22 protein-coding genes are annotated in these 22,713 nt (G+C 63.9%); 13 read left to right on the top strand and 9 right to left on the bottom strand.

All coding sequences use genetic code 11. From position 1 onward, the window contains the following. Positions 1-166: 166 nt before the first annotated feature. Entirely contained in the window at positions 167-1,243 is a 1,077-nt protein-coding gene (locus ACFSJC_RS19605; RefSeq protein WP_386028950.1) for a ribonuclease T2 family protein, read from the top strand. A 135-nt stretch (positions 1,244-1,378) separates the two neighbouring features. On the opposite strand, the gene ACFSJC_RS19600 is transcribed toward ACFSJC_RS19605, so the two are convergent. From ACFSJC_RS19600 to ACFSJC_RS19590, 3 genes are all read right to left on the bottom strand, one after another. Then, positions 1,379-1,981: a hypothetical protein gene (locus ACFSJC_RS19600; RefSeq protein ID WP_386028948.1), complete on the bottom strand. Its 603-nt coding sequence runs from the start codon at positions 1,979-1,981 to the stop codon at positions 1,379-1,381. A gap of 516 nt (positions 1,982-2,497) precedes the next feature. Then, complete coding sequence (locus ACFSJC_RS19595; protein WP_386028946.1) at positions 2,498-3,247, bottom strand: endonuclease/exonuclease/phosphatase family protein; 750 nt, start codon at positions 3,245-3,247, stop codon at positions 2,498-2,500. Further along, entirely contained in the window at positions 3,237-5,522 is a 2,286-nt protein-coding gene (locus ACFSJC_RS19590; RefSeq protein WP_386028944.1) for a VTT domain-containing protein, read from the bottom strand. The genes ACFSJC_RS19595 and ACFSJC_RS19590 overlap by 11 nt, the downstream gene beginning before the upstream one ends. Before the next feature lie 749 nt (positions 5,523-6,271). On the opposite strand from ACFSJC_RS19590, the gene ACFSJC_RS19585 reads away from it, so the two are divergent. The 3 genes from ACFSJC_RS19585 (at position 6,272) to ACFSJC_RS19575 (ending at position 8,984) form a co-directional block, all read left to right on the top strand. After that, positions 6,272-6,832, top strand: a complete 561-nt coding sequence (locus tag ACFSJC_RS19585) for a carboxymuconolactone decarboxylase family protein (protein ID WP_386028942.1) — start codon at positions 6,272-6,274, stop codon at positions 6,830-6,832. Between the two features lie 42 nt (positions 6,833-6,874). Then, entirely contained in the window at positions 6,875-7,921 is a 1,047-nt protein-coding gene (locus tag ACFSJC_RS19580) for a GGDEF domain-containing protein (protein WP_386028940.1), read from the top strand. A gap of 121 nt (positions 7,922-8,042) precedes the next feature. Next, on the top strand, positions 8,043-8,984 hold the full coding sequence (locus ACFSJC_RS19575; protein ID WP_386028938.1) for a CysB family HTH-type transcriptional regulator: 942 nt from the start codon (positions 8,043-8,045) through the stop codon (positions 8,982-8,984). 37 nt (positions 8,985-9,021) lie between these two features. Here the strand turns inward: ACFSJC_RS19575 and ACFSJC_RS19570 are convergent, their stop codons facing one another. The 4 genes from ACFSJC_RS19570 to mtoX all read right to left on the bottom strand — a co-directional run bounded on the left by ACFSJC_RS19570 (position 9,022) and on the right by mtoX (position 14,523). Further along, positions 9,022-9,912, bottom strand: coding sequence for a DMT family transporter (locus ACFSJC_RS19570; RefSeq protein ID WP_386028936.1), 891 nt, complete (start codon positions 9,910-9,912; stop codon positions 9,022-9,024). 66 nt (positions 9,913-9,978) lie between these two features. Further along, complete coding sequence (locus ACFSJC_RS19565) at positions 9,979-11,334, bottom strand: cytochrome-c peroxidase (protein WP_386028934.1); 1,356 nt, start codon at positions 11,332-11,334, stop codon at positions 9,979-9,981. Position 11,335: 1 nt separating this feature from the next. Continuing rightward, entirely contained in the window at positions 11,336-13,123 is a 1,788-nt protein-coding gene (locus ACFSJC_RS19560; RefSeq protein ID WP_386028932.1) for a cytochrome c peroxidase, read from the bottom strand. Positions 13,124-13,149: 26 nt separating this feature from the next. Then, positions 13,150-14,523, bottom strand: a complete 1,374-nt coding sequence (gene mtoX / locus ACFSJC_RS19555) for a methanethiol oxidase (RefSeq protein ID WP_386028930.1) — start codon at positions 14,521-14,523, stop codon at positions 13,150-13,152. 321 nt (positions 14,524-14,844) lie between these two features. Between mtoX and ACFSJC_RS19550 the strand changes: the two genes are divergently transcribed. Beyond that, positions 14,845-15,426 carry an SCO family protein gene (locus ACFSJC_RS19550; RefSeq protein WP_386028928.1) on the top strand — a complete coding sequence of 194 codons (582 nt, stop codon included), beginning with the start codon at positions 14,845-14,847 and terminating at the stop codon, positions 15,424-15,426. Positions 15,427-15,486: 60 nt separating this feature from the next. After that, entirely contained in the window at positions 15,487-15,852 is a 366-nt protein-coding gene (locus ACFSJC_RS19545) for a 4a-hydroxytetrahydrobiopterin dehydratase (RefSeq protein WP_386028926.1), read from the top strand. On the opposite strand, the gene ACFSJC_RS19540 is transcribed toward ACFSJC_RS19545, so the two are convergent. Next, positions 15,839-17,149 (bottom strand): dicarboxylate/amino acid:cation symporter, encoded by a 1,311-nt coding sequence (locus ACFSJC_RS19540; RefSeq protein ID WP_386028924.1) that lies wholly within the window; start codon positions 17,147-17,149, stop codon positions 15,839-15,841. The genes ACFSJC_RS19545 and ACFSJC_RS19540 overlap by 14 nt on opposite strands. Positions 17,150-17,307: 158 nt before the next feature. Then, positions 17,308-17,793, bottom strand: coding sequence for a DUF2147 domain-containing protein (locus ACFSJC_RS19535; protein WP_386028922.1), 486 nt, complete (start codon positions 17,791-17,793; stop codon positions 17,308-17,310). A gap of 140 nt (positions 17,794-17,933) precedes the next feature. Here ACFSJC_RS19535 and ACFSJC_RS19530 point away from each other — a divergent pair, with 140 nt between their 5' ends. The 7 genes from ACFSJC_RS19530 (at position 17,934) to pqqB (ending at position 22,666) form a co-directional block, all read left to right on the top strand. Continuing rightward, positions 17,934-18,635, top strand: a complete 702-nt coding sequence (locus tag ACFSJC_RS19530; protein WP_386028920.1) for a hypothetical protein — start codon at positions 17,934-17,936, stop codon at positions 18,633-18,635. A gap of 73 nt (positions 18,636-18,708) precedes the next feature. Continuing rightward, entirely contained in the window at positions 18,709-19,395 is a 687-nt protein-coding gene (locus ACFSJC_RS19525) for a Crp/Fnr family transcriptional regulator (protein WP_386028918.1), read from the top strand. Between the two features lie 120 nt (positions 19,396-19,515). Continuing rightward, positions 19,516-19,695 (top strand): YgaP family membrane protein, encoded by a 180-nt coding sequence (locus ACFSJC_RS19520; RefSeq protein ID WP_386028916.1) that lies wholly within the window; start codon positions 19,516-19,518, stop codon positions 19,693-19,695. A gap of 91 nt (positions 19,696-19,786) precedes the next feature. After that, positions 19,787-20,758: an SLAC1 anion channel family protein gene (locus tag ACFSJC_RS19515; RefSeq protein ID WP_386028914.1), complete on the top strand. Its 972-nt coding sequence runs from the start codon at positions 19,787-19,789 to the stop codon at positions 20,756-20,758. Between the two features lie 37 nt (positions 20,759-20,795). Next, the gene (locus tag ACFSJC_RS19510) at positions 20,796-21,245 is read left to right on the top strand and encodes a hypothetical protein (RefSeq protein WP_386028912.1); all 450 of its coding nucleotides are present in this window, start codon (positions 20,796-20,798) and stop codon (positions 21,243-21,245) included. A gap of 179 nt (positions 21,246-21,424) precedes the next feature. Further along, positions 21,425-21,652 (top strand): pyrroloquinoline quinone precursor peptide PqqA, encoded by a 228-nt coding sequence (pqqA, locus tag ACFSJC_RS19505; protein ID WP_386028910.1) that lies wholly within the window; start codon positions 21,425-21,427, stop codon positions 21,650-21,652. A gap of 99 nt (positions 21,653-21,751) precedes the next feature. After that, the gene (gene pqqB, locus ACFSJC_RS19500) at positions 21,752-22,666 is read left to right on the top strand and encodes a pyrroloquinoline quinone biosynthesis protein PqqB (RefSeq protein WP_386028908.1); all 915 of its coding nucleotides are present in this window, start codon (positions 21,752-21,754) and stop codon (positions 22,664-22,666) included. Positions 22,667-22,713 lie beyond the last annotated feature (47 nt).

Raw genomic sequence — 22,713 nt, 5'->3', positions numbered from 1 at the left:
CCCCGCAGCCTGGGTGCAGCGCAGCGAAACCCAGGAGCGCCGCCAAATCCGCCGCCCCGCCCCCGCAAGAGCACTCCCCGGATTCCGCTATGCTGTATCCGGGCGACGAAACCCCGAAATCGATACCCGATTTCGCCACGCACACTCCTCTGGACGGAGGTCCGCCATGAAAGGATCCATCGCATTCGCCTGCGCCCTTTTGACCCTCGCCATCGCCATGCCCTCGGCCGCGCAACAGGTCCGCCTGGAGGGTTACTTCATCGCCCTCTCGAATTGCGAGGCGACGCAGAAAAAGGACGGTGGCAACCCCGGCAACATCCGGCTCGAAGTCCGGCACGCATACGATATGATCGGACGCAACAGCACACCTGGCAGCCATTACCAAATCAAGATACCGGATGCCCCGATCACGCAAGCCCGCTGGGTTCCCATGGGCTGCGGCACCTACGCCCCCAAAGACAGCCTGGTGATATCGCAGGATCAGGGCCAAGCGCCAGGCGCACAGCCCCCAGGCACCGGAGCCAGCAGCCTCGCCCCGGACAGCATCGAATACGTCCTAGCCGCCAGCTGGCAGCCCACCTTCTGCGCCACAGCAAAGGGGCGCGACAAGAAGGAATGCCGTTCCCAGACACCCGATCGATTCGACGCCACCCATTTCGCACTCCACGGACTCTGGCCCGACGACCTCGACGACACCGCAATCTTTCCCTGCTACTGCGGCCGAGGCGGTCCGGTGAGCTGCACGGGCAGCCAGGACCGCGATACCCAGATCAGGCTCTCGCCCGAGGTCATGAACGAGTTGAAGGTCGCCATGCCAGGCGTGCAATCCGGCCTGCACCTGCACGAATGGCCGAAACACGGCGCCTGCTACGAAAGCGACAAAAGTGGTCCGGACGCGGGGACCGACCCCGATGAATACTTCACCGAGGCCATGGCCGCCCTGAAGGCGCTCAACGCCTCCGGCGTGCGGCAACTCTTCGCCGAACATCTGGGACAAACGCTGACACGCGAGCAGATCCAGTCCGCATTCGACAACGCCTTCGGCACAGGAGCCGGAGAACGCGTCCTCATCCGTTGCAGCAAGGTCGGAGGCGACAACCTCATCGCCGAACTCTGGATCAATCTCAAGGGCGACATCGCCGTCCCGGCCGATCTCGGCAAGCTGATACAGGCCGCGCCGCCGACATCCAGATCGACCGATCAAACGAGCTGCGCCAAGGGGCGCGTACAAGCGGTGCGCTGAAGATGCGTAACAGAAAGACGCTCAAGCCCTGTTTGACCGGGCTCGCGCGTCTCCCTGGATTTCGCCCTTGCGGGGGTTGTTGGGGAAGGGCGCGTAAACGCCTGCATCAACCCCCGTGGAGTCAGTCCGAGAGGGTCAGACACGAATGCCTTGACCGCCCAGTTGACGCCGCACGATGGGGTCGGTGCGGTTTTTCGATGTCGCGGCCTTCATGAAAACGACGACCCGATCGATATCGCGGATGACACCGAGCAGGACCTCGTCATCCTGATAGAAGGTTCTCAGGGATTCGAAGGCGATGTCCATCAGATGCTCGTCGGCACGGGCGATGCCGACCGCATAGGCGATGTTGCAGGCCAGTCCCGCCTGATGATGATGCAGGCGCCCGGCGAAACGACGCCAAGCATCGACCCAACCCTCCCATTCCCTGGACGAGACGTTGGCGCGACTGGTCCGCAGGAAGAGAACCACCTTCAAGAGTTCGTCTTGCCATGCCCAGACATCGTTGCCGAGACTCTTGCGAACCCGCTCGACCACACGCCCGTGGTACTGGACGCAGTGGTCGCATTGATAGTAGAGCCCCAGCGCATAGGCGATGTACTCGCGTTCGAGCTCGCTCAGCGTAAAGGGGTCTGACTCCCCGGGAGCGCCGGAGAAGGTATGTGCATGCAACTCGTTCAGCACATCGTTGAAGGGCTGGCCCTGTATGGATTCACGTACTGCTGCTTGACTGGCCACCGTTGAAACCTCTTAGAAATACGACTTTATCTAGCTTGATGCTGCGCACGGGCGCATATCACGCACGTTCTGGCCCGCCGCCCGCGACCCTTACGACCAGTTGGCCATTGATGGACCGATCCGGGTCGAGAATGCGCTCGCCGGGCACGTTGCAGGATGGGGATGTATCGACAACCACGGGGCCTCCGAATAGCCCTGATTGCCTCGACGCACGCTAAAGATCTAGGGCGTCTTGGCGCGGAGAGATGGCGAAACGCCTGATGGACTCCTGGGCTGGGCGCGGCCGGATTGTACGCTCATGCTCGAAGGATGAATCAACGCCAAGGATACATTGGATGCCGACACAGGCTTACACAATATCACCAAATTGTGATGAATTAGACGTCTTCAAGCATGCCAAACCGCCGTTTCGGCGACACACGCCAAAATTTCGGGGCCTCGACACCGTGCATGTGGACTGCGATGGCCTCGGCTCTGCCCCCTGCCCCACCACGTCGGCAGGCGATCGATGCCCGATCACCAGAGGAAGGACGCCCTCAACGGCAAATGATCGGAGGCCACACGGGTCAGCGGGCTGCGGATCACCTCCAGCGCGTCCAGCGTCAGACCACCAGCGAACCAGATGCGATCCAGCGGAAAAAGCGGAAAGACGCCTGGAAAGGAGCGATGAATCGGGGCGGGTTGGAGCCATGCATCGATGGCCGAAAGCCGTCGCGGGTGTCGGCGCCATTCGTTGAAGTCCCCGAGCAGGATGGTCGGACGCATGCCGCTCGGTCGCCTGGCGAGTTGGCCGAGCCGCTCGGCGATCCGGGCGAGCTGGCAGCGTCGCTCGGCGACGCTCAGTCCGAGATGGGTCGCGAGACAGCAGAGTTCCGACGACACCCCATCAGCGGCCGGATCCGCAGCGCTCATGTCCATGACCGCCTCGATGAGGCCGCGCGGCTCGCGTTCGGGGTAGCTTAGATTCCGCTGCCGCTGGATCTTGACCGGCAGTCGGCTCAGCAACACGTTACCGTAGTTCGAGCGCTCCGAGGTCAGGGTCGGCCCCAGCAGGGGTCGGTAGCCTTGGTGCCTCAGACGCTGCATCAGTGGCACGTAGTCCGGCCCTGGCTTGAGCGGCGTCTCGACCTCCTGCAAGGCGACCAGATCGGCGTCCAAGTCCAGAATGACATCCAGGATCCGCCCGTCGTCGATACGGCGATCCGACCCCATCGAGCGATGAATGTTGTAGGTCGCCACCGTCAGGGGCCGACGCTTATCCGTCATTGGCGAGCATCCGTCGTCCATACCAGGTCAGGCCGGCGATCGCCAACACGCCCACGAAGACGAGCGCCACGGCGCGCAGGTCCGCCTTGCCGATCAGCGACATGAGCCCCTCGGCGAAGACCGCCATGGCCAGGATGGCCGGGGTCATGCCGATCGCGGTGCCGATCATGAAGTCGCGCACCCGCAGATGCGAGGCGCCGGCGAAGAGATTGATGACGGCGAAGGGCGCCACCGGAACGATGCGCACGGTGATGACGGTCAGGATACCGTAGCGCGCGAGGCGGCGGCTCAGCCGGCCCAGCCCGCCGCCGGACATGCGATCCACGGCCGCGCGGCCGAGATAGCTGCCGATCCCATAGCCGGCATAGGCCGAGAGCGTGGCACCGCTCAGGGCGACCACGGACCCGGTTACCGGCCCGAAGACCAAGGCGGACACCAGGATCAAGAGGGTCACTGGAACGGCGATCACGGCGGCCGTGACGAAGGCGGCGACGGCGACCGGCGGCCCCCAGACGGCATGACTCAGTCCCTGGACCAGATTCGCCAGGCTATCCGGGCTCAGCCAGTCTCCGAGCGCGGTCCAGCGCCAGCTGGCCGCCAACGCGACGAAGAGCGCCACCAGGACGCCACCGAGGATGACCCGCCAGCGCAGATGCCGGGCGTGCTCCTCTCCGCCGACCACGACCTTGGTGACCAAATCGCCGTCGATGGGCCGATCCGGATCCAGGATGCGCTCGTCCGGGAGCTGGCGATTCCATTCGGGATCCACCTCGCCGTCGAGGACCGCAAGCCGGATCGCAGGATCCGCGTCCGGCGCCGACTGTTGCTCGCGCAACCGTTCGAGCGCCTGGAGAATCCCGCCGCCCTGTTCGCGCGCCTGACGTTCGGCCTCATCGACCCGCTCGGGCTCGACCGAAAGGAACATGCCGATCAAACGCTGACGCAATGACCGAATGGCGGCGATCGCCTCATGGTCGTCGACGACGACACAGAGGTCGCATTCGCTGTCGAGTCCCATGGATCGATTGCTCAGATTGGAGGACCCGATCCGCAACACGGCGTCGTCGACGATCATGAGCTTGGCGTGGACCATGAGGCAGCCGTCGCCCAGCCCCTGGACGTCGGGATAGTAGACGCCGAGCCGTCCGTGCCGGTCGAGCCTGCGCATGCGCGCCAGCATGCGCGCACGCAGCACATCCATGGTGTGCTGCTCGATCCAGGCGCCGGTCCCCTGCGGCAAAATGACGATCACCTGCGGCCCCTTCCGGCGTCTGAGCGAGCGGCACAGCGCCTTGACCAGGGAGCGGGAGGAAAGGTACTGGTTCTCGATATAGATACAGTCCCGCGCCCGATCGATCATGTCCAGATAGAGCTGCTCGACCTCGCGCGACTCGGGGCGCTCTCCGTAGGCGGGCAAGGTGCGGGCGATCCCCACCTGCGTATCTCGCAGCATGGGTTCTACGCCTTGAGGCCAAGGAGACGGCGCATCATCCGAGGCGGACACGGGCTCCAGGGTCTCGCCGGTCGCCCACCGCCAGCGATCCTGGAAGAGATCCATGATGGCGGTCGCGGCCGGGCCGTCGACGAGCATTTGCAGGTCGTGGAAGGGCTGATAGGGATCGCCGTCCGGATCGACGCGACGCTCGTCCGCAGGCGGGTGTGCGTTGGTGTCCCAGCGCCACTTGCTCAAATCGAAGCCACCACAGAAGGCGATGCACCCGTCGATGGCGACGAGTTTCTGATGCTGACTGGCGACGACCGGATGGCTGGCGTCCTTGACGAAATGCAGCCGTGGATGATCGTCGCCCCAGGGATGATCGCCCAGAAAGAGCGGCTCGCGCTCCAGGGCGTAGATGGGGGCATAGTCCCAAAGCAGGACGAAGACCTCCAACTCCGGGGTGCGCTCCAGCAAGTGGCGCAGCAGTTCGGCAAGCCGGACCGGATGGCCATCGTCGAAGCCGTCGCGGACCAGCCGCAGCTGGCTGTGCAGATCCCAGCCGGCGATGGCGATGCGTCGGCGGGCCTGGATCATGGCCTGGCGCACGACGCCGTAATACTCCTCGCCGTCGACCAGCACGGAGAGTCGCTCGGCCCCCTCCAGGCGCCAGCAATTGCGGCCCGGCTCCAGCAGCGAATCGAGCCCCTTGAGCGACTCGCTGCCGCCGGAAGGCGATGGTCTTGGGCGCCGACCGACACGCCGACTGGATCGAGCGGAATCAGAGGCCGAGGATTCGCGCTCGAACAGATCGATGGGTGAGGATGTATCGACAACCATAGGTGTCTCCGAATAGTCGTGATCGCCCCGCTGCCCGCGCGCGACGCGGCTCATTGGCGCGGAGGCTGTGGCGGGATGCCTGATCGATGCATGGAGCCGACACGGCCGGATTGAACGCTCATTCCGACATCAAGGTCCGACACAACGAGGGGGCATCGATCAAACAGAGGGCAAGTAGAGTTTGTTATCGAGACAAGCGGCGTGGATAGATGGCTAGCGCGACTCGCTCTCCCATTCTATCCGTCGAGGATGAATCGACGCCAAAGCCAGAATCATCTTTGGCTGCTGGCACAAGCTTAAGCAGCCAATTTAAATGGAGGCGAAATCGACTTGTTCAAGCCGATAACCCGCCGTTGCAGCCGTATAGAAGGAACGCAAATAAACTTTTTGTTTGTGACGTTATTCTCACCTGCCCCCGAAATGTCAACGTAGAGTGTCGAGCGAACAGCAACTCATCCCGTACAACCCAGGGGTTTGAATGAACACGAATACAATAATTACAATCAGTTATTTAGGACCCTTTCCGACAATCGCCCCGACGACTATTGCTTGATTCAGGCTCCGGCAATCGAGTCAAATCTAGAGCGTTACATTTTCGCACCGTTCGTGACCGACAAAGCCCTGCTCGTATAACCTCCGACTCGAAGAGAAGACAGACGCTACCAGGGACACGGGATACAGGATACAGGCATTGGCCTCAAGGCTTCCGCCGAAGGCCCTGTTCTAACAGACCACACCGAGAACCGCACATGCAACGTTACATCCTCACCGAATACGAAGATGCATCGCCCGAGACTCGGGCGGTCTATGACGACTATATGCGCATGAGCGGAGACAGCTCGGTGCCGATCTGGATGAAAAGCCTGGGACACAGCTCCGCGCTGGCTCGCGCCTATTGGGAAAGGGCGAAGGGCACCCTCTTTAGCGGCAGTCTGCCGCTACCGCTGAAAGAGATGATCGTATTCGCCGTATCCGCCAAGCATGGCGCCCGTTATTGCTCGGCCTGCCACGCCCAGAACGTGCTCGGCCTCGACAAGACGCTGGCATTCCAAGACCTGTCCAATTTCGTCCACGCCGAGACCGACTGCACCCTGCCTCCCTACTACGAGCGTGTGGTGGAGTTCGCGAACAAGGTGGTGTCGGACCCCAATCAGGTCGAGGACGCGGACTTCGAGACGTTGATGGACGAGGGTTTCAGTCAGGAGGAGATCTGCGAAATCATCGCCGTGATCGATTTGGCGTCCATGTTCAACATCTACACCAGCACACTCAAGATCGATCTGGACCCAAACTATCGGGCCATTCTCTAAAAGACGCTCGCCCGCTCCGAGTGCTCGCCAGGGAGACGAAACATGGATACAGAAACCAAATCGGATTGGCAAGAGCGAACCACACAGCAGCTGGTGCGCTACGAGGCGCTCTTCAAACTGCTCGACGACATTCAGCAAACCGAAGACATCCAGCAGATCTCGCACCGGGTCGCCGCCCATTGGAAATATTTCGCCAACGTCGCCTGCTGGCGCATGGTGATCCCCCATGAGAACGGCTTCAGAGTCATCGACGGCGTTCGTGGAGCAGCCCATCTCGCGGAGGTGACAACACTGCACCCTTGGGATGCGCACCATCTGGCCGCCCAGGTACCGAGAAAGATCGATCCTGCCGATATTCGCGACGGCCCGCTGCCACCGGAGCATCTCGAAGGAAAAACCATCGTCGAGATCCAGGTCTTACCCTTCGCGCGGCTCGGCCAGTGCCTCGGCCTGCTGACCGTAGCCGCGCGACGCACCCCCTTCAATGACCTGGATACCCGATTCATCCGCATCTTCGGCAGCCATTTCACCGAGCGCCTGACCACCATCCAGCTACGACAGCAGGCGATGGAGGCGCTCCTGCACAAGGCAACCCGCGACGCCCTGACCGGTCTGCTGAACAGGGGAACCATCCTGGAGCATCTCGGCAAGCAACTCGCGCGCGCTCGGACCGAAGAACAACCGCTGAGCGTCATCCTGGCCGACATCGATTTCTTCAAAATCATCAACGACAGCCACGGCCATCTGGCGGGCGACCAGGTGCTGTGGGAGGTCGCGTGCCGGCTACGCTCACACACCCTCGCGAGCGACAGCCTGGGACGTTACGGCGGCGAGGAGTTTCTCTTCGTACTCTATCCCTGCACCGAGGACGCCGCCGCAAACACGGCCGAACAGTTTCGCCGGGCCATCGCCGAACTCCCCATCACCCTCAGTCGCGATCCAGCGCAGGATCTCGGCGTCACCCTCAGTCTCGGTACATCCAGCACCGACGGGCGCTCGGACGTCAGGCTGGAGGAATTGCTCAAACGGGCCGACGACGCGCTCTATCGCTCTAAGGCATCGGGCCGCAACAGGGTCACGACCGGATGAACCGGTCGGCGCGAACCGGACCCGCGCCCTAGATGGAAGGTGGAGCTCACGCGTTCATCGTAGGCGCAAGCCCTCAGCGGCCAGAGTAATATAGCCGCAGGTTATGACCTGGATGCGCCGCATGAACCTTCAGCAGCTCAGATACATCAACGAAGTGGTCCGCCAGGGCCTGAACGTTTCGGCGGCGGCCGAGGCGCTCTTCACCTCACAACCCGGCGTCTCCAAGCAGATACGTCAGCTGGAAGACGAGCTGGGCGTGGAAATCTTCGCCCGCCAGGGCAAGCGACTGGTCGAGGTGACCGAGCCCGGACGCGAGGTGCTGGCGATCGCCGCGCGCATGCTGGGCGATTTGGACAATCTGCGCCAAGTCGGGGCCGAGTTCAGCAACGAATCGGTGGGCAAGCTCTCCATCGCCACCACCCACACCCAGGCCTGCTACGTACTGCCGAAGGTGGTTCACGCCTTCATCGAGCGCTATCCGCAGGTCGGTCTTTCGCTGCAGCAAGGCAATCCGCCGCAGGTGTGCGAGCTGGTCCGCTCCGGGCGGGCGGATCTGGTCATCGCCACCGAATCGGTCGCCGACTATCCAGAGCTGCTGAGCCTGCCTTGCTACGAGTGGAATCACTGCATCATCGCCCCGCTCGGACATCCAGTTCTCGATACCGCTCCGCTCAGCCTGAACGAGATCGCGCGCTGGCCGATCGTGACCTACGACTCGGCCTTCACCGGTCGCAACCAGATCAACCGCGCCTTTCAGAGCCACGGACTGGAGGCCAGAGTGGTGCTCACCGCGTTGGACGCGGACGTCATCAAGACCTATGTACGCATGGAGCTCGGTATCGGGATCGTCGCCCGCATGGCCTACGACCCCACGTTGGACATCGGACTCGGGATGTTGGACGCCGGGCATCTGTTCGATTCCAGCGTCACCCACCTGGGCCTACGCCGAAATGCCTGGCTGCGCAGCTACACCTACGACTTCATCGAGCTGTTCGCCCCGCACCTCACCCGCCGCGTCATCGATCGTGCGCTGAAGGCCGACGGGAGCGAATACGCCATCTGAGCAACGGCGGTTCGAATCGGCGCGGCCCCGAAAGACATTACCGAGCATCCGCGCGGTAGAACGTCACGAACCAGATGCCGAGCACGATCAGCACGACGCCAACCCCATGGAAGAGCGCCAGCCGCTCGCCGAGCAGCAGCATGGCGAGCAACGCGCCGAAGACCGGAATCAGATGGATGAACTGGCCGGTGCGGTTCGGTCCCATCCGGGCCACCGCCAGATTCCAGACCATATAGGCGACGACGGACGGGAAGACGGCGACATAGCCGATCGCCGAGAGATTGACCGGGTTGAGCGCAAAACGATGCCCCTGGGCGAGATCCCAGAGATAGAGCGGAAGCAAGGGAACCAGTCCGATCGCGATGAGGATGGCGAGCAAGGCCAAGGGATCGAGCCCCGACGGACGCCAGCGCAGACAGACCGAATAGAGCGCCCAGCTCAACGCACCCACCAGGATCCAGAGATCCCCACGGTTGAACGCCAGATCGGCGAATCGGGATGGCTCCCCCTGGGTCACGATGACCAGCACGCCCAGCAGCGACAGCAGAATCCCCAGCCCCTGCCGGGCGGTAACGCCCTGGCGCAGCAGCAGGAAAGAGAAGCCCAGGATCAACACCGGCATGGTCGAGGTCAGCAAGGCCCCATTGGTCGCCGTGGTGTCCTGCAGACCCAGATAGACGAAGGTGTTGTAGCCGCTGATCGAGAGCAGCGCGAGCAGCGTCAGGATCGGCCAATGCGGCAATGCCAGTCGCCACTGGGCGCGCAGCGGAGCGGCGGCGAAGGGCAACAACACCAGCAGGGCCAGCAACCAGCGCCAGAAGGCTAGGGCGAGCGGTGGGATCTCGGCGTGCAGGGCGCGGGCGAGCACCATGTTCCCGGCCCAGAATAGGGGCGGCAGAATGGCCAACAGCCAGATGGGAAAACGCATCCAGATTCAGCTCCCAGCCATGGCCGGCGCGAATCGGTCAGTCGAATCGAAACGGATAACACGGCCTTATTCAGCGGATGAGGGACGACGCTCGCTCCCGACGTCTCCGATCGGAGCGGCAAAGGCATCGAGCACCAGGGTTTCGGTCGCACCGGTGAGCGAAGTCAGGAAGGCCACCAGATCCAGGGACTCCCGTGCCGTCAGTCCGAGCGGGCGGATGCGCGGATCCTGCAGCAGATTGGGCACCCCGCCCCGATCGTAGAAGGCAACGACCTCCTCCAAGCGAAGGAACCGACCATCATGCATATAGGGCGCGGTCAGCGCAACATTGCGCAAGCTCGGCGTCCTGAAACGCCAGCGATCGGCCGGATTCCGGGTGATGCGGTAGCGGCCCAGATCGGCCGTGCGCCGGGGACGCGAAACGGACGAGAGCGCCGCCGCCGAAAGCTCGCCGTAGACACCCGGCGCCAGCAGGACGCGGCGCGGCTCGGTCCGTCCGCGCTCATTCGGGCTTGGGTAGCCGACCCCGGTGTTGTGCAGCGCCTGGTCGGTGAAGAGCGCGCTCCGCTCGCCGATGGCGTGACAGCCGCTGCATCCGGCGCGGCCGGTGAAGAGCGCGAAGCCGCGCCGGGCCGATACGCTCAGTGCATCGCGCTCGCCGCCGAAATACCAGCGGTCGAAGGGCGAATCGGCCGAGAGCAGGGTGCGCTCGTAGCTGGCGATGGCCTGACCGACGCGCTCCATGCTGGCCGGCCGACCCGCGAAGGCCGACTCGAAGAGCCCCGCGTAATCGGGCCAGGTTCGCAGACGTTCGAGTACGATGCCGATGGACGGATTGGCCATCTCCAGCGGATTGATCATCGGCTGCCACGCCTGGTGCTCCAGGCTGCGTTCGCGTCCGTCGTGGAAGAGTTGGTGCAGGTAGGCGACGTTGTAGAGCGTGGGCGCGTTGCGACCGACGTCCCTGCCCTCCAGACCGACCGCCGTCGCCAACTCGTTGTTGGTGAACCCCTGCTCCGGGATGTGGCACATGGCGCAGGACTGGGTGCCGTTGAGCGAGAGGCGCCGGTCGTAGAAGAGCTTGCGCCCGAGCGCGATCTTCTCGGCCGTCAGCGGATTGTCGGCCGGTACCGGGAGCGGCGGCAGACCCAGCGGCGGATCGCTCGCCAGCGCCAGCAGATCCGCCTCCCGGCCGACACGCCCGCTCAACGCCAGGGAGCGGGTGCGATAGTCCGCCGACGCGTAGCCATCGCGATTGTCGCCGGGTCCGTCGACCGCCGCCGAAGCGGGCGGCAAGATGGGGAGAGAGGCCAGCCAGCACAACAGACACCAGCCGCCAGCGACGATCGGGCGCGAAATCCCGCGCCAGGCTCGACGGACGCTCGGCGCGGGAATCGATGGGTTTCGCTGCGCTCGACCCATCCTACGGCCCCGAGGCGGCGTCAGCGGCAAGGCGATCGAGATCGTCGCCGGTCAGTGCATGGAGGAAGGCGATGAGGTCCGCCCGTTCGTCGGCGCTCAGACCGAGCGGTCGGATGCGCGGATCCTGCTCCGGGTGCGGATGACCGCCGCGATCGTAATAGTCCACGACGGCGGCGAGATCGGGCAGGCTGCCGTCGTGCATGTAGGGCGCGGTCCGGGCGATGTTGCGCAGGCTGGGCGTGCGAAAGCGCCACCGGTCAACGGGGTTCTGGGTGACCTCGTAGAGCCCGAGATCGTTGAAGCGGCGCTCCTCGGTTCCGGCGAGCGCGGCGGGGTCGATATCGAGCGTTACGCCTGGCGCCAGCTCCAGCCGTCGACGTAGCGGCTCGGGGTGCATGGAGCGCGCCCAGCCGATACCGGTGTCGTGCAACCGGTTGTCCGTGAAGAGCGCATCCCGCTCACCGATCGCATGGCACTGGACGCAGCCCGCCTTGCCCTCGAAGAGCCGAAAGCCGCGCTGCGCCGCCAGGTCCATGGCATCCGTCTCGCCACCGAAACGCCAGCGATCGAAGGGCGCGTTCCCCGAGACCAGTGTTCTCAGATAGGCGGACATGGCCTCGCCAAGCGTCTCCATGTTCGCGCCCCGACCCGCGAACGCCCGCTCGAACCGCCCCTGATATTCGGGCAGCTCGCCCAAGCGATCCAGGACCATGGCGACCGAGCGATTGCCCATACGGTCGGGATCGAGCAGTTCCTGCCAGGCCAAGGTATCCAACCCGCGCTCGCGTCCGTCCAGAAAGAGCGGTTGGACGTAGGCGACATTGAAGAGACTGGCGGCATTGCGCCTGAGCGAGCGCCCCTCCATGCCGACGGCGCGCGACATGGCCTGACTGGTGAAGCCCTGGCTGGGGATGTGGCAGAGGGCACAGGAGAGCGTCCCGTTCGAGGAGAGACGCCGATCGAGAAAGAGACGCCGCCCCAGGTCGACCTTCTCGGCCGTCAGCGGCTGTCCCTCGATTTCCGGGAGCGGCGGCAGACCGAGCGGCGGACGCACCGCCCGCGCCAACAGCGCGCGACCTCCTGTCTCGGGCGGCGGTGTCGGCGCGGCCCCGTCATCGACCGCCTCTTCCAGCATCAGGGTGCGCAGATCCGCGAGCAGCAGGTCGGGATGGAGAAAGGAGACGCTGTAGATGTTGCGGATGCGCCGCTCGGGATCGATGAGAAAGACCCGCAGCACATGGGCGAAACGACCGCTCGGCCGGCCTTGCGCATCGTAGAGGCGGTTCACGCCCTGACCATAGGCATCCAGCACCGGCGCCAGCGCCGCATCGGAGGCCGCCGTCAGAAAGCGCCAGTCCGCCGGACCGCCCTGGAAACCGGCGCCGTAGAGACGCATCACCTCGGGCGTGTCGTGCTCAGGGTCGAAGCTCAGGGTCAGCAGCCGAACCTGGCTGGCCAGCTCGGGCTCGGACTTGAGCGTCCGGAAGAGACGGTAGAGCACGGCCGTGGCGAGCGGACAGCCGTTGACGTCGTCGCAGCTGCCGTAGATGAAGCTCAAGATGCTGTAGTGGCCGGCCAGCAGGTCCTCCAGTCGGACCGGCTCGCCCTCATCCGACAGGAGTTCGCCGCCCGCAGCCGGGCCGATGACCGGAAGACGATAGGAGCCAGGCTCGGGCGGCGGAAAGCTCAGCGCCCGGTAGCCGGGCGCCAGAACCTGAGCCGACGCATCCGCCGCAACGGACGCAACCGGCACGCTCAGACAGACGCCCAGCAGAAGGGCGGCTCCCATCCTCGACCGCATGGGGAGCACCGGATTCAGTCGGTTTCCGCGACCGCCGCCAGCGCGCCGCCTGCGGGCATGGAGCTCTCGGCGATCTTGCTCGCATAGAGCGCGCGCGAGTTGAGCGTGATCAGATGGGCGCGACCCAGCTTCTCCTTGTAGAAATCGACCGTGAAGCCCTCGGTCAGCTGCTTGCCGTCCCAGTGGTACATCTTGAGAAACTGCTGATCGTCATCGCCCTTCTTGTCCCAGTTGGCGAGCAGCGAGGAGGTGAAGTAGAGACGTTCGCCGTCCCAGCTCTGGGAGACCATGTTGACCTGCGAGCCGATCTTGAAGGTGTCCACGAGCTTCGCATTGAAGGGATCGGAGACATCGAACAGCCGGGTCGAACCGTCCATGAAGGTGTTGACCCAGAGGAAGCGGTCGTCGGCGCTGATGGAGAAGGCGACCGGCAACGGCACCTTGGAGGGATCGCCGATGGTGCCGACCTCCTTGGCGGTCCAGCCCTGGTCCTTGTCCTCGTAGATCAGCCAGATCTTGGAGGTGAGCGCGGTGGTGGTGAAGCAGTAGTTGTTGCCCCAGGCACAGCGGATCTCCAGCGGTGCCCCCGGCACGTCGAAGACCTTGAGCGGCTTGCGCGCGTGCAGATCCCAAACCACGGCCGTGTTGCCGAAGCGCTTCATGGCCTCCGGGTCGTTCAGCATCTTGCCGAAGTCCATCATGTAGTTCGACCAGCCGGTGAATGAGGTCGTCACCATAAGGTTCTTGGCCGGCAGGAAGCGCACGTCGTAGCCGTAACCGTCGGCGAACTGGCCGGTCTTCTCGGCGCCCTGGAGATCCTCGTCGGTCGGCATCCAATGGGTCGCGACATACTCGCCCTCGTTGCTGTACTCGACCAAGGCGGTCCGTCCGCCGTGGTCGGCATTGTTCGAGAGCGCGCTGATCATCATGCGCCCAGGCAGGGCATAGAAGCTGTGCGGGCCGACCACCCCGCCGCTCACGGCGACGAAGTCGTCGATCACCTTGAACAGACTCGGCTTGGCCGGATCCGTGTGCACGTCGAAGATGAAGATCTTGTTGGTGTCCAGCCCTCCCGCCCAGAGATAACGGCGGTCGTCGGAGTAGCCCGAGTGATGCGCCTCGTTGCGGCCGCCGACCGAGACGCTATGCAGCACCTTGCCATAGGTCGGCGAATCCGGGTTGGCGTCGATGCTGACCAGCTTGTCCTGCTCGTCGCCCATGCCCTCGACGCCCAGGGTCCAGACGTAGACATAATCCTCTTGGCCGACAATCTTGGGCGAGTAGGGCGAGACGCAGGTCTCGTCGGCGAAGACCGATCCGCCCCCCGCCAAAACCAGCGCGCTGGTGACACCAACGGCTGAAACCCAGCCTGACAGTCTCTGGAACATGCCGATCCTCCTCTCGTGTTGTTGTAGTACGCGGAATCGAGCCGAAGCCCTCGCCCAAACCAGGAGGTATCCGAGCGAGCGCCAGGCCCGTTTCCGACTCCAACACTGGGGCAATTTCCGAGCCACTCGGGAGGCGATCGGATCGGGACGACCAGAAGCCGAACTCGACCCCGAAACCCCCAACGTCATACTGGTCGAGCAACGCAGCAGGCTGTTTCAAACCAGCGACACCTGTGCCCCGCAGGAGACACGTCGGAAAACGATCGCTCGTCGACGCCATCCCACAATCGATCGCTGGCATGCCACCTGCTGACCAAAGGCATGAACAGCCTTCACGCACAGATCCTATTGCGACTCGCACTCGCAACCCTGCTGACCCTGGCCTGCGCTCATGCCCAACCCGAACCGATCGGCGGCGACTTCCAGCTCGTCGACCAGGATGGCCGACCCTTCTCCCTGAGCCAGACGCACGGCAAGGTCGTCGTGCTGTCCTTCGGCTATACCTTCTGCCCTGACATCTGCCCGACGACCCTGGCGGTCATGAGCGCGGCGCTCCGCCAGCTCGGAGACCAGGCCGATCGGGTCCAGGGAATCTTCGTCTCGCTCGACCCGGATCGGGATACGCCCGAGAAGCTGCGCGACTACGTAGGCTATTTCGATGCGAGGCTGATCGGTCTGACCGGAACGGCCAAGGAGCTAAAGGAGGTCGCCGACCGCTACCATGTCCGCTACGCGTTCGTGGGAAAAGGAACGCGCGAGCACTACAGCCTGGACCACAGCGCCTCTATCTACATACTGGATACGGAAGGACGCGTTGCCCGTCTCGTTCCCTACGGACTGCCACCGGAGGAAATCGTGGAGACCGTACGCGGATTGCTCGACGCGCGCAGGCCTTCCGGCTGAAGCGGCGAGGCGCGCGCACTCGACCGGACCATTCCGACCCACTTGAAAGGAGATCCGAAGATGTCAGAAGAAACGGTCTATGACGAGGCGGACATCCAGCAGCGACTGAAATCCGAACTGCCCCATTGGTACTACGAGAACGGCTGGATCCGGCGCAAGTACCGCACCAGCGGCTGGAAGGGGACCCTCATGGTCATCAACACGGTGGGACATCTGGCCGAGGCGGCCTGGCACCACCCCGACCTGGCGGCCTCCTATGCCTTCGTCATGGTGAAGCTGATGACCCACTCGGCCAAGGGCATCACCGACAAAGACTTCGAACTGGCACGCAAGATCGAGGAAACGCTCATGTGGCGTCCCGGCGCCGAAAGCGCGCTGGACGGGACGCCCGACGATCTCCGCTACGCCTACATCAAGTACGACTGAGGCCCGGCGCCGACCCGGAGAGCTCGGGCGGCGGCTGCAAGACATTGGTCTCGCCCTCGCTGCGGGCGATGATGACGGCACCGCAGGAGTCGCTGAAGACGTTCACGGTGGTGCGCATCATATCGAGGATACGGTCGACGGCCAGGATGAGGCCGATGCCTTCCAGTGGCAAACCGACGGCGCCCAGGATGATGGCGATGGCGACCAGGCTGGCGGCAGGGATGCCGGCCACGCCGATCGAGGTCAATAACGCCAAGGACACGACCAGAAACTGAGTGCCGAAGGTGAGATCCAGTCCGTAGGCCTGGGCGATGAACATGGCGGCGACGCACTCGTAGAGCGCGGAGCCGTCCATGTTGACGGTCGCGCCGAGCGGGAGCACGAAACTGGTGACGCGATTGGAGACGCCGGCATTCTTCTCGACGCATTCCATGGTGACCGGCAGGGTTGCGGATGAGGACGCGGTCGAGAAGGCCGTCAGCAGGGCCGAGCCCATCGCCGAATAGTGACGGATCGGACTCACGCCACCGATGAAATAGAGCAGCAGCGGCAGCACCACCAGGAAGTGCGTCCCCAGGGCGAGCACCACGGTGAGGAAGAAGAGCGCCAGCGGCACGAAGGCGTCGAGCCCTGTGCTGGCGACCGTCTTGGCCACCAAGGCGAAAACGCCGATGGGCGCGAAACGCATGATGAGATCCGTAATGCGCATCATGATCTCGAACACGCCTTCGAAGAAACTGGATTGCGTCTTGGCGAGATTCTCGGGAAGGCGGGTGATGAAGAAGCCGTAGAGCAAGCCGAAAAAGATGAGCCCCAGCATCTGGCCAGCCGCCGCTGCGGCCACCACGTTGGTGGGTATCATGCGCAGGAAGACCTCCACCACGTCCCCGCCATCCTTGTCGCCGATCTTCGCTTCGAGCGATTGGACATCGGCGCTGAACCCGAAGACCTCTTTCGGATCCCCGTCCACCACGCCTGGCTGGATCAGGTTCACCAGGATGAGACCGACCAAAATGGCGAAGAGGCTGGTCATGGCGTAATAGCCGATGGTCTTGCCACCCAACCTGCCGAGATTGCCCGACCCGAGCCCTGAGACCCCGACGATGATCGATGAGAGGATCAGCGGAACGATCAACATCTTGAGTGCGTTGAGGAAGAGCTTCCCAACAAAATCGAAGATCGCGTAGAAGGTGACGCCGAAGAGTCCGGCTTCACGCCCGACCGCGAGCCCGACCAGAATGGCCAGGCCCAGTGCGATCAGAATCTGCCAATGGAGCTTGAGCTTGAGTGGAGACATCGGCGACTACCCTGCTTGCGTCGGCGGATTCGGGCAGCCCGATCGCTCGGGGGAAAACCCATCACCACACCATGAAATGAGTCTGGACGCATGATGTCAGATCGTGCCCGGCCGAGCAATCGAGGCCCGGCGATACGGATCGCGCGGCCGGGTCGAGATCAGGGCTTGAGCCCGTACTTGGAGGGATCGACGCGGGTCCAGGTTTGGGTCTTGCCAAGCAGGCTGATGACCACATAACCGCGCAGTTCGAGACGATCCTCGTCGGCCAGGGTGATGGTGCCCGAATAGGTCTTTCCGTCGCGCGGGTTGTAGACCTGACCGCCGGAATAGACGCCCGGCGTGTCGCCAGGCACGAACCCCGAGAGGATCCGCAGTCCCAACCGCTTGTGCTCGCGTAGTGCCGGGTTGGGATTGAAGTCATCCAGCAAGGGCTTGCCGGCGCGCCCCTCGGGATCGTCGCTCGGATAGCTGGCCTCCTTCATCCAGACCGTGCTGCCGTTCAATGTGCCGCCAGACTCCTGCAGCCGAACCACGGCGCCGCCGTCCTGGACGAGCCAAAAACCGACCGGCGACGGCTCCGCCGACCAAGCGGCGAGCGGCAAGAGCAGGACGAGGATTCCGAGCAGGCGGGAGCGGCGCATCATGGTGGTCTCCGAGCATAATAAGAGGCGGGGTAGTTCAACATCCAAGCCTGAGCCATGCAACCGACGTCGATCCCTGTTGACGGCAATGCCGATGGATCACTTGGACAGGTATCAATCTTCAGACACGGGTGATCCCGACGATGATTCACATACGACCGACCCATTCACCGATCGGCCTGCTCCTGATCGTCGCACTGGCGGCTCCAGGCGCGGCCCTGGCCTACGACAACAAGGACGCCATCCAGTCGTGCGAGAGCCGGCTGCGCAGCGACTACGGCCTCATGGATCTGCGCGAATCGCGCGCCGAACAGATCCCGGGCGACAAGCACTATCGGGTCGAAGGCAAGACCAAGATCGACGGAACCAAATATCCCTGGCGCTGCGAGGTCGACAGACGCCGTGTCGTCGACATTCGCTACCATGGACCCCGCCCGCAGAGGCCGATCGCGGGCGGCTCCACAGAGGTGAGACAGATGGCCTCGGGCGACCTCGATGTACGCGTTCCGGGCGGTTGCCGGGCAATCTACGATCACCGAGGCAATCTCATCAGACACTACCGAAACTGTGGTACGGATGAGATGCGCAGCGCCGATCAGGCCATTCGCGAGCATCTGCGCCAAAACCGTTGGGACGACGATCGTCCTGGACGCGATGACCGCGAGATGCCACCTCAGATCCTCCCAGGCCGCCACGGCGAAACCCGAGTCCTGTTCGAGGACGATTGTCAGGTCATCTATGACCGCTCGGGTCGTCGCACGGACGCCAGCCCGAACTGCCGCAACCACCAGATCATCCAGGCCGACCGCGCCATGCTCAGATACCAGCGGGGACCCAGATATTGATCCCGCGCCCCATCCGGGATCCCGCTCGCGACCGGCAACCCCACGCGCTTTCGAACGCACCAGGACCCCCAACATGATCAGCGACCCCCAACAACGCGATCGGATCCTCGATGTCTTTCCCTTTCTGCGCGCGGCCTCGCCCGACTTCCGCGAGGCGCTGTTCGACACGGCCACGTCGATGCGTTTGCCGGCTGGGCATCTCATCTGCCAGGACGGTTCGCAGTGCGCGGCGCTCCCTCTGGTGATCGCCGGAACGGGCCGCGTCTATAAGCTCGGCGAGAACGGTCGCGAGATCACGCTCTACCGGATCGAGCCGGGCGAAAGCTGCGTGGTGACCGCCTCCTGCATCCTCAGCGACCGCCCCTTCCCCGCCTTCGCCGAGTGCGAGACCGAGGTCGAGGCGCTGGTGGTGCGCCCGAACGACGTGCGTCGCTGGATGGCCGATTCGGCGCCCTGGCGCGCGTACATCTTCGGCCTGATCGCCGAGCGGCTTCAGGAGGTCTTCGGCGTGCTCGACGCCGTGCTCTTCCAGCGCCTGGACCAGCGGCTCATCGCACGGCTGCTGAGCCTGCGAACCGCCTCGCCGACGCCCGAGATCCGCATGACCCATCAGGCGCTGGCCGTCGAGCTCGGGTCCTCGCGCGAGGTCATCAGCCGGGTGCTGAAGGGATTGGAGGGACAGGGGCTCTTGCGCGCCACGCGCGGGCTCATCGAACTGCTGGACATTCCCGAACTGGAGCGGCGCGCGCGAGACGGCTGAAGACATTTTCGAGCGAGGGTGACAAAGTCACTGAGCGCAATGACCCAGGCCGATAGTCTCCTACCACACCACGTCGGACCGGCCGCAACGGTCGGTCGCCATCATCCTGGAGACCATCGCATGACTCAGAATCTCGGCAAGCTCGACCGCACCATCCGCATCGTCGGCGGCATCCTTCTCATCGCCTGGGGGCTCGCCTCGCAGAACTGGCTCGGCGCCATCGGCCTGATCCCGCTCGCCACCGGCCTGATCGGCTGGTGCCCCGCCTACCGTCCGCTCGGACTGAACACCAACAAATAGGCCTGAAACCGGTTCTCTCCTCCATCGTCCTCTCCCGCCGGGAGCGGACGATTCGGAGCACTCACGCACGAGATCCGCGCCTGGAGACACCATGGCCACCCCGACCGAAACGCACTCGCGCATCCAATTCTTTCCCATCTCCTTCTTCGCCATGGTCATGGGTCTGACCGGCCTGACCATCGGCTGGGAGAAGGCCCAGCACATCCTGGATCTGGATCTGGGCATCACCCCCTGGCTGGTCGGTTTCAGCTCGACCCTGTTCCTGGTCCTGGCCTTCCTCTACGCCACCAAGCTCGCGCTGCATCGCGCGTTCGTCGTCAAGGAGCTCAGACATCCGGTGAAGCTGAACTTCTTCCCGGCCATCTCGATCAGCCTCCTGCTGCTGGCCATCGCCTTCCTGCCACTCGCGCCGTCGGTGAGCCGCGTGCTCTGGACCGCCGGCGCCAGCCTGCACCTGCTGTTCACCCTCTATGTGGTGAGCGTCTGGATCCATCACGACCACTTCCAGGTCCACCACATGAACCCGGCCTGGTTCATCCCGGCGGTCGGCAACGTGCTGGTCCCGGTCGCGGGCGTTCCGCTGGGCCACCCGGAAGTGTCCTGGTTCTTCTTCAGCGTCGGCATGCTCTTCTGGCTGATCCTGATGACGATCATCTTCTACCGGGTGCTCTTCCATCAGCCGATCGAGGAGCGACTGATGCCGACGCTCTTCATCCTCATCGCACCGCCTGCGGTCGGCTTCATCGCCTATCTGCGGTTGGTTCAGGACCTGGACGGCTTCGGGCATGCGCTCTACTACAGCGCGCTCTTTCTGACACTATTGCTCTTCACCCAGGCGCCCCGGTTCCTGCGGCTCGGATTCTTTCTCTCCTGGTGGGCCTACTCCTTCCCCCTGGCGGCCTTCAGCATCGCCAACATGCTGATGTTCGACCAAACAGGTAGCGCGTTCTTCCGTTATCTGGGAATCGGCATGCTGACCATGCTGACCGGGATCGTCGCCGTGCTGCTCGTCAACACACTGAAGGCGGTGACCAAACGAAAGATCTGTTCTCCGGACCACTAGCCTGTCCGCGCGCCATCAATCATCAGAGATGAAGACCATGTCCGACACCCAAGCACCCAGCCCCTGGAAGTCGGGGCTCGCTATCGGCTATCTAGCCCTCACGTTCGCCGCCGGCCTGCTGCTCGTCTACTCGGTAGACGCGATGCGCCCATCCGCCGCTCTGGTCATCGAGCCGGCGAGTGCTGCCGACAGCGAGAAGACAACGCGGGACCGCCAGGCCGTGCGAGACCAGGCATTGGCCGCTGAGCTCGCAGACACCCAAGCACGCATGGAGACGCTGGAAACCGCGCTGGCCGCGCTCAGACAGGATCAGATCACCCGATTCGAGACCGAGCGCCAACGGTTAACGGAGGAGCTGACCGAGATTCTGGAGGCGGATCGGTCCGCGCCGAGCGAAACCCCACCCGACGTCCAGCCGGAAACGACCGCGACGCCCACGAGCCCCCGGAAGGCCCCGTCCGTAACAGCCGAGTCGAACGCTATCTGAGCGATTGATGCTGACCAAGGAGCGAACCTGAAGCGGCCAGCGGTCTCGACGATATCGCTCCGTCCGAGTACCAACCTGTTCCCCGGCTGACACAGATGGGACGGCTGAACACCCCGCCTCCAACGCTCTAGACCTCCGTCGCAAGGCGCGCGCAAAGGTATCGCCCTGCTGAGTCTGAAATGGCACACCTTCTGCTTTTATTGTCCGCGACACATCGCGACCCAAAGATCCACCCCCGACCGCGCCAGGGACTGCGCTACGGATCCAGGCTCGCGACCACTCGCGGCAATACCATGCCATCACCACTGTGCAGAAGACGGAGGACACGCCCCATGACCTGGTCGACACCTGCCTACGAAGACCTGCGGCTCGGATTCGAGATCAACCTCTACATCAACAACCGCTGATCGAGCGGCGATGCCTGCCCCGCCGATGGAGATCACCGACGGGGCACTTCCTCATCCGAAGGCGGACGCACTCCGCCGACTCATTCGGCAGGCCGTCTCATGCGAATCCATGTACTGGGATCCGGGGCGGGCGGAGGCTTTCCCCAGTGGAACTGCAACTGTCCGAACTGCGACGGACTGCGGCGGGGAGATATCCACGCCAGCGCACGCACCCAATCCTCCATCGCGATCAGCCCGAACGACACGGACTGGGTCCTCTTCAACGCATCGCCCGACATTCGAGCCCAGATCGAATCCTTTCCGGCATTGCAGCCGGCCCACCACATCCGCGACACCGCCATTCGCGCCATCCTGCTGGTGGACGCCCAGATCGACCACACCACCGGACTTCTGATGCTGCGCGAGCACACCGCGCCCTGGGACATCTACTGCACCCGAGCCGTTCAGCAGGACCTCACGACCGGCTTCCCCATCTTCAACATCCTCGAACATTTCCGTGGCGTGCATTGGCACGAGGTGCCGACCGACCGCACGGCATTCGAGATCCTCGGCGCGCAAGGGCTGAGCTTCACCGCCGTACCGCTCAAGAGCGAGGCGCCGCCCTACTCGCCGCACAGACACAACACGGTCCCAGGCGACAACATCGGCGTGCGCGTGCGGGACGCGCGCACCGGCGGAACGCTCTTCTATGCCCCGGGCCTGGGCGCGTTCGACGAGGAGGTGCTGGGCTACATGCGCGAAGCCGACTGCATCCTGGTCGACGGCACGCTCTGGACCGACGACGAGATGATCCGCGCCGGCATCGGCGAGAAGCGCGGACAGGAGATGGGGCATCTGGATCAGTCCGGGCGAGGCGGCATCGTCGAGACGCTGGGCGCCCTGAAGGGGCCGCGCAAAATCCTCATCCATATCAACAACACCAACCCCATCCTGGACGAGAACTCGCCCGAGCGCCGCGCCCTGGAACGGGCCGGCATCGAGGTCGCCTACGACGGGATGGAGATCAAGGTGTAACCGGATCGGACGTCGAATCGATCACAACGCATCGCTCGTCACACCCG

Origin of the sequence: Thiorhodococcus fuscus (genome assembly GCF_042682685.1) — a bacterium.
GTDB lineage: Bacteria > Pseudomonadota > Gammaproteobacteria > Chromatiales > Chromatiaceae > Imhoffiella > Imhoffiella fuscus.
The sequence above is the reverse complement of the archived record's forward strand: the minus strand, read 5'-3'. Positions and strand labels throughout refer to the sequence as shown.

What these genes read in the sequence shown, in the direction of transcription:
- ACFSJC_RS19565 (WP_386028934.1), bottom strand. Translation starts at nt 11,334, where the DNA reads ATGGGTCGAGCGCAGCGAAACCCATCGATTCCCGCGCCGAGCGTCCGT.
- ACFSJC_RS19540 (WP_386028924.1), bottom strand. Translation starts at nt 17,149, where the DNA reads ATGTCTCCACTCAAGCTCAAGCTCCATTGGCAGATTCTGATCGCACTG.
- ACFSJC_RS19580 (WP_386028940.1), top strand. Translation starts at nt 6,875, where the DNA reads ATGGATACAGAAACCAAATCGGATTGGCAAGAGCGAACCACACAGCAG.
- ACFSJC_RS19535 (WP_386028922.1), bottom strand. Translation starts at nt 17,793, where the DNA reads ATGATGCGCCGCTCCCGCCTGCTCGGAATCCTCGTCCTGCTCTTGCCG.
- ACFSJC_RS19510 (WP_386028912.1), top strand. Translation starts at nt 20,796, where the DNA reads ATGTCCGACACCCAAGCACCCAGCCCCTGGAAGTCGGGGCTCGCTATC.
- ACFSJC_RS19605 (WP_386028950.1), top strand. Translation starts at nt 167, where the DNA reads ATGAAAGGATCCATCGCATTCGCCTGCGCCCTTTTGACCCTCGCCATC.
- pqqA (WP_386028910.1), top strand. Translation starts at nt 21,425, where the DNA reads ATGGCACACCTTCTGCTTTTATTGTCCGCGACACATCGCGACCCAAAG.
- ACFSJC_RS19515 (WP_386028914.1), top strand. Translation starts at nt 19,787, where the DNA reads ATGGCCACCCCGACCGAAACGCACTCGCGCATCCAATTCTTTCCCATC.
- ACFSJC_RS19585 (WP_386028942.1), top strand. Translation starts at nt 6,272, where the DNA reads ATGCAACGTTACATCCTCACCGAATACGAAGATGCATCGCCCGAGACT.
- ACFSJC_RS19525 (WP_386028918.1), top strand. Translation starts at nt 18,709, where the DNA reads ATGATCAGCGACCCCCAACAACGCGATCGGATCCTCGATGTCTTTCCC.
- pqqB (WP_386028908.1), top strand. Translation starts at nt 21,752, where the DNA reads ATGCGAATCCATGTACTGGGATCCGGGGCGGGCGGAGGCTTTCCCCAG.
- ACFSJC_RS19590 (WP_386028944.1), bottom strand. Translation starts at nt 5,522, where the DNA reads ATGGTTGTCGATACATCCTCACCCATCGATCTGTTCGAGCGCGAATCC.
- ACFSJC_RS19545 (WP_386028926.1), top strand. Translation starts at nt 15,487, where the DNA reads ATGTCAGAAGAAACGGTCTATGACGAGGCGGACATCCAGCAGCGACTG.
- ACFSJC_RS19575 (WP_386028938.1), top strand. Translation starts at nt 8,043, where the DNA reads ATGAACCTTCAGCAGCTCAGATACATCAACGAAGTGGTCCGCCAGGGC.
- ACFSJC_RS19520 (WP_386028916.1), top strand. Translation starts at nt 19,516, where the DNA reads ATGACTCAGAATCTCGGCAAGCTCGACCGCACCATCCGCATCGTCGGC.
- mtoX (WP_386028930.1), bottom strand. Translation starts at nt 14,523, where the DNA reads ATGTTCCAGAGACTGTCAGGCTGGGTTTCAGCCGTTGGTGTCACCAGC.
- ACFSJC_RS19550 (WP_386028928.1), top strand. Translation starts at nt 14,845, where the DNA reads ATGAACAGCCTTCACGCACAGATCCTATTGCGACTCGCACTCGCAACC.
- ACFSJC_RS19570 (WP_386028936.1), bottom strand. Translation starts at nt 9,912, where the DNA reads ATGCGTTTTCCCATCTGGCTGTTGGCCATTCTGCCGCCCCTATTCTGG.
- ACFSJC_RS19560 (WP_386028932.1), bottom strand. Translation starts at nt 13,123, where the DNA reads ATGGGAGCCGCCCTTCTGCTGGGCGTCTGTCTGAGCGTGCCGGTTGCG.
- ACFSJC_RS19595 (WP_386028946.1), bottom strand. Translation starts at nt 3,247, where the DNA reads ATGACGGATAAGCGTCGGCCCCTGACGGTGGCGACCTACAACATTCAT.
- ACFSJC_RS19530 (WP_386028920.1), top strand. Translation starts at nt 17,934, where the DNA reads ATGATTCACATACGACCGACCCATTCACCGATCGGCCTGCTCCTGATC.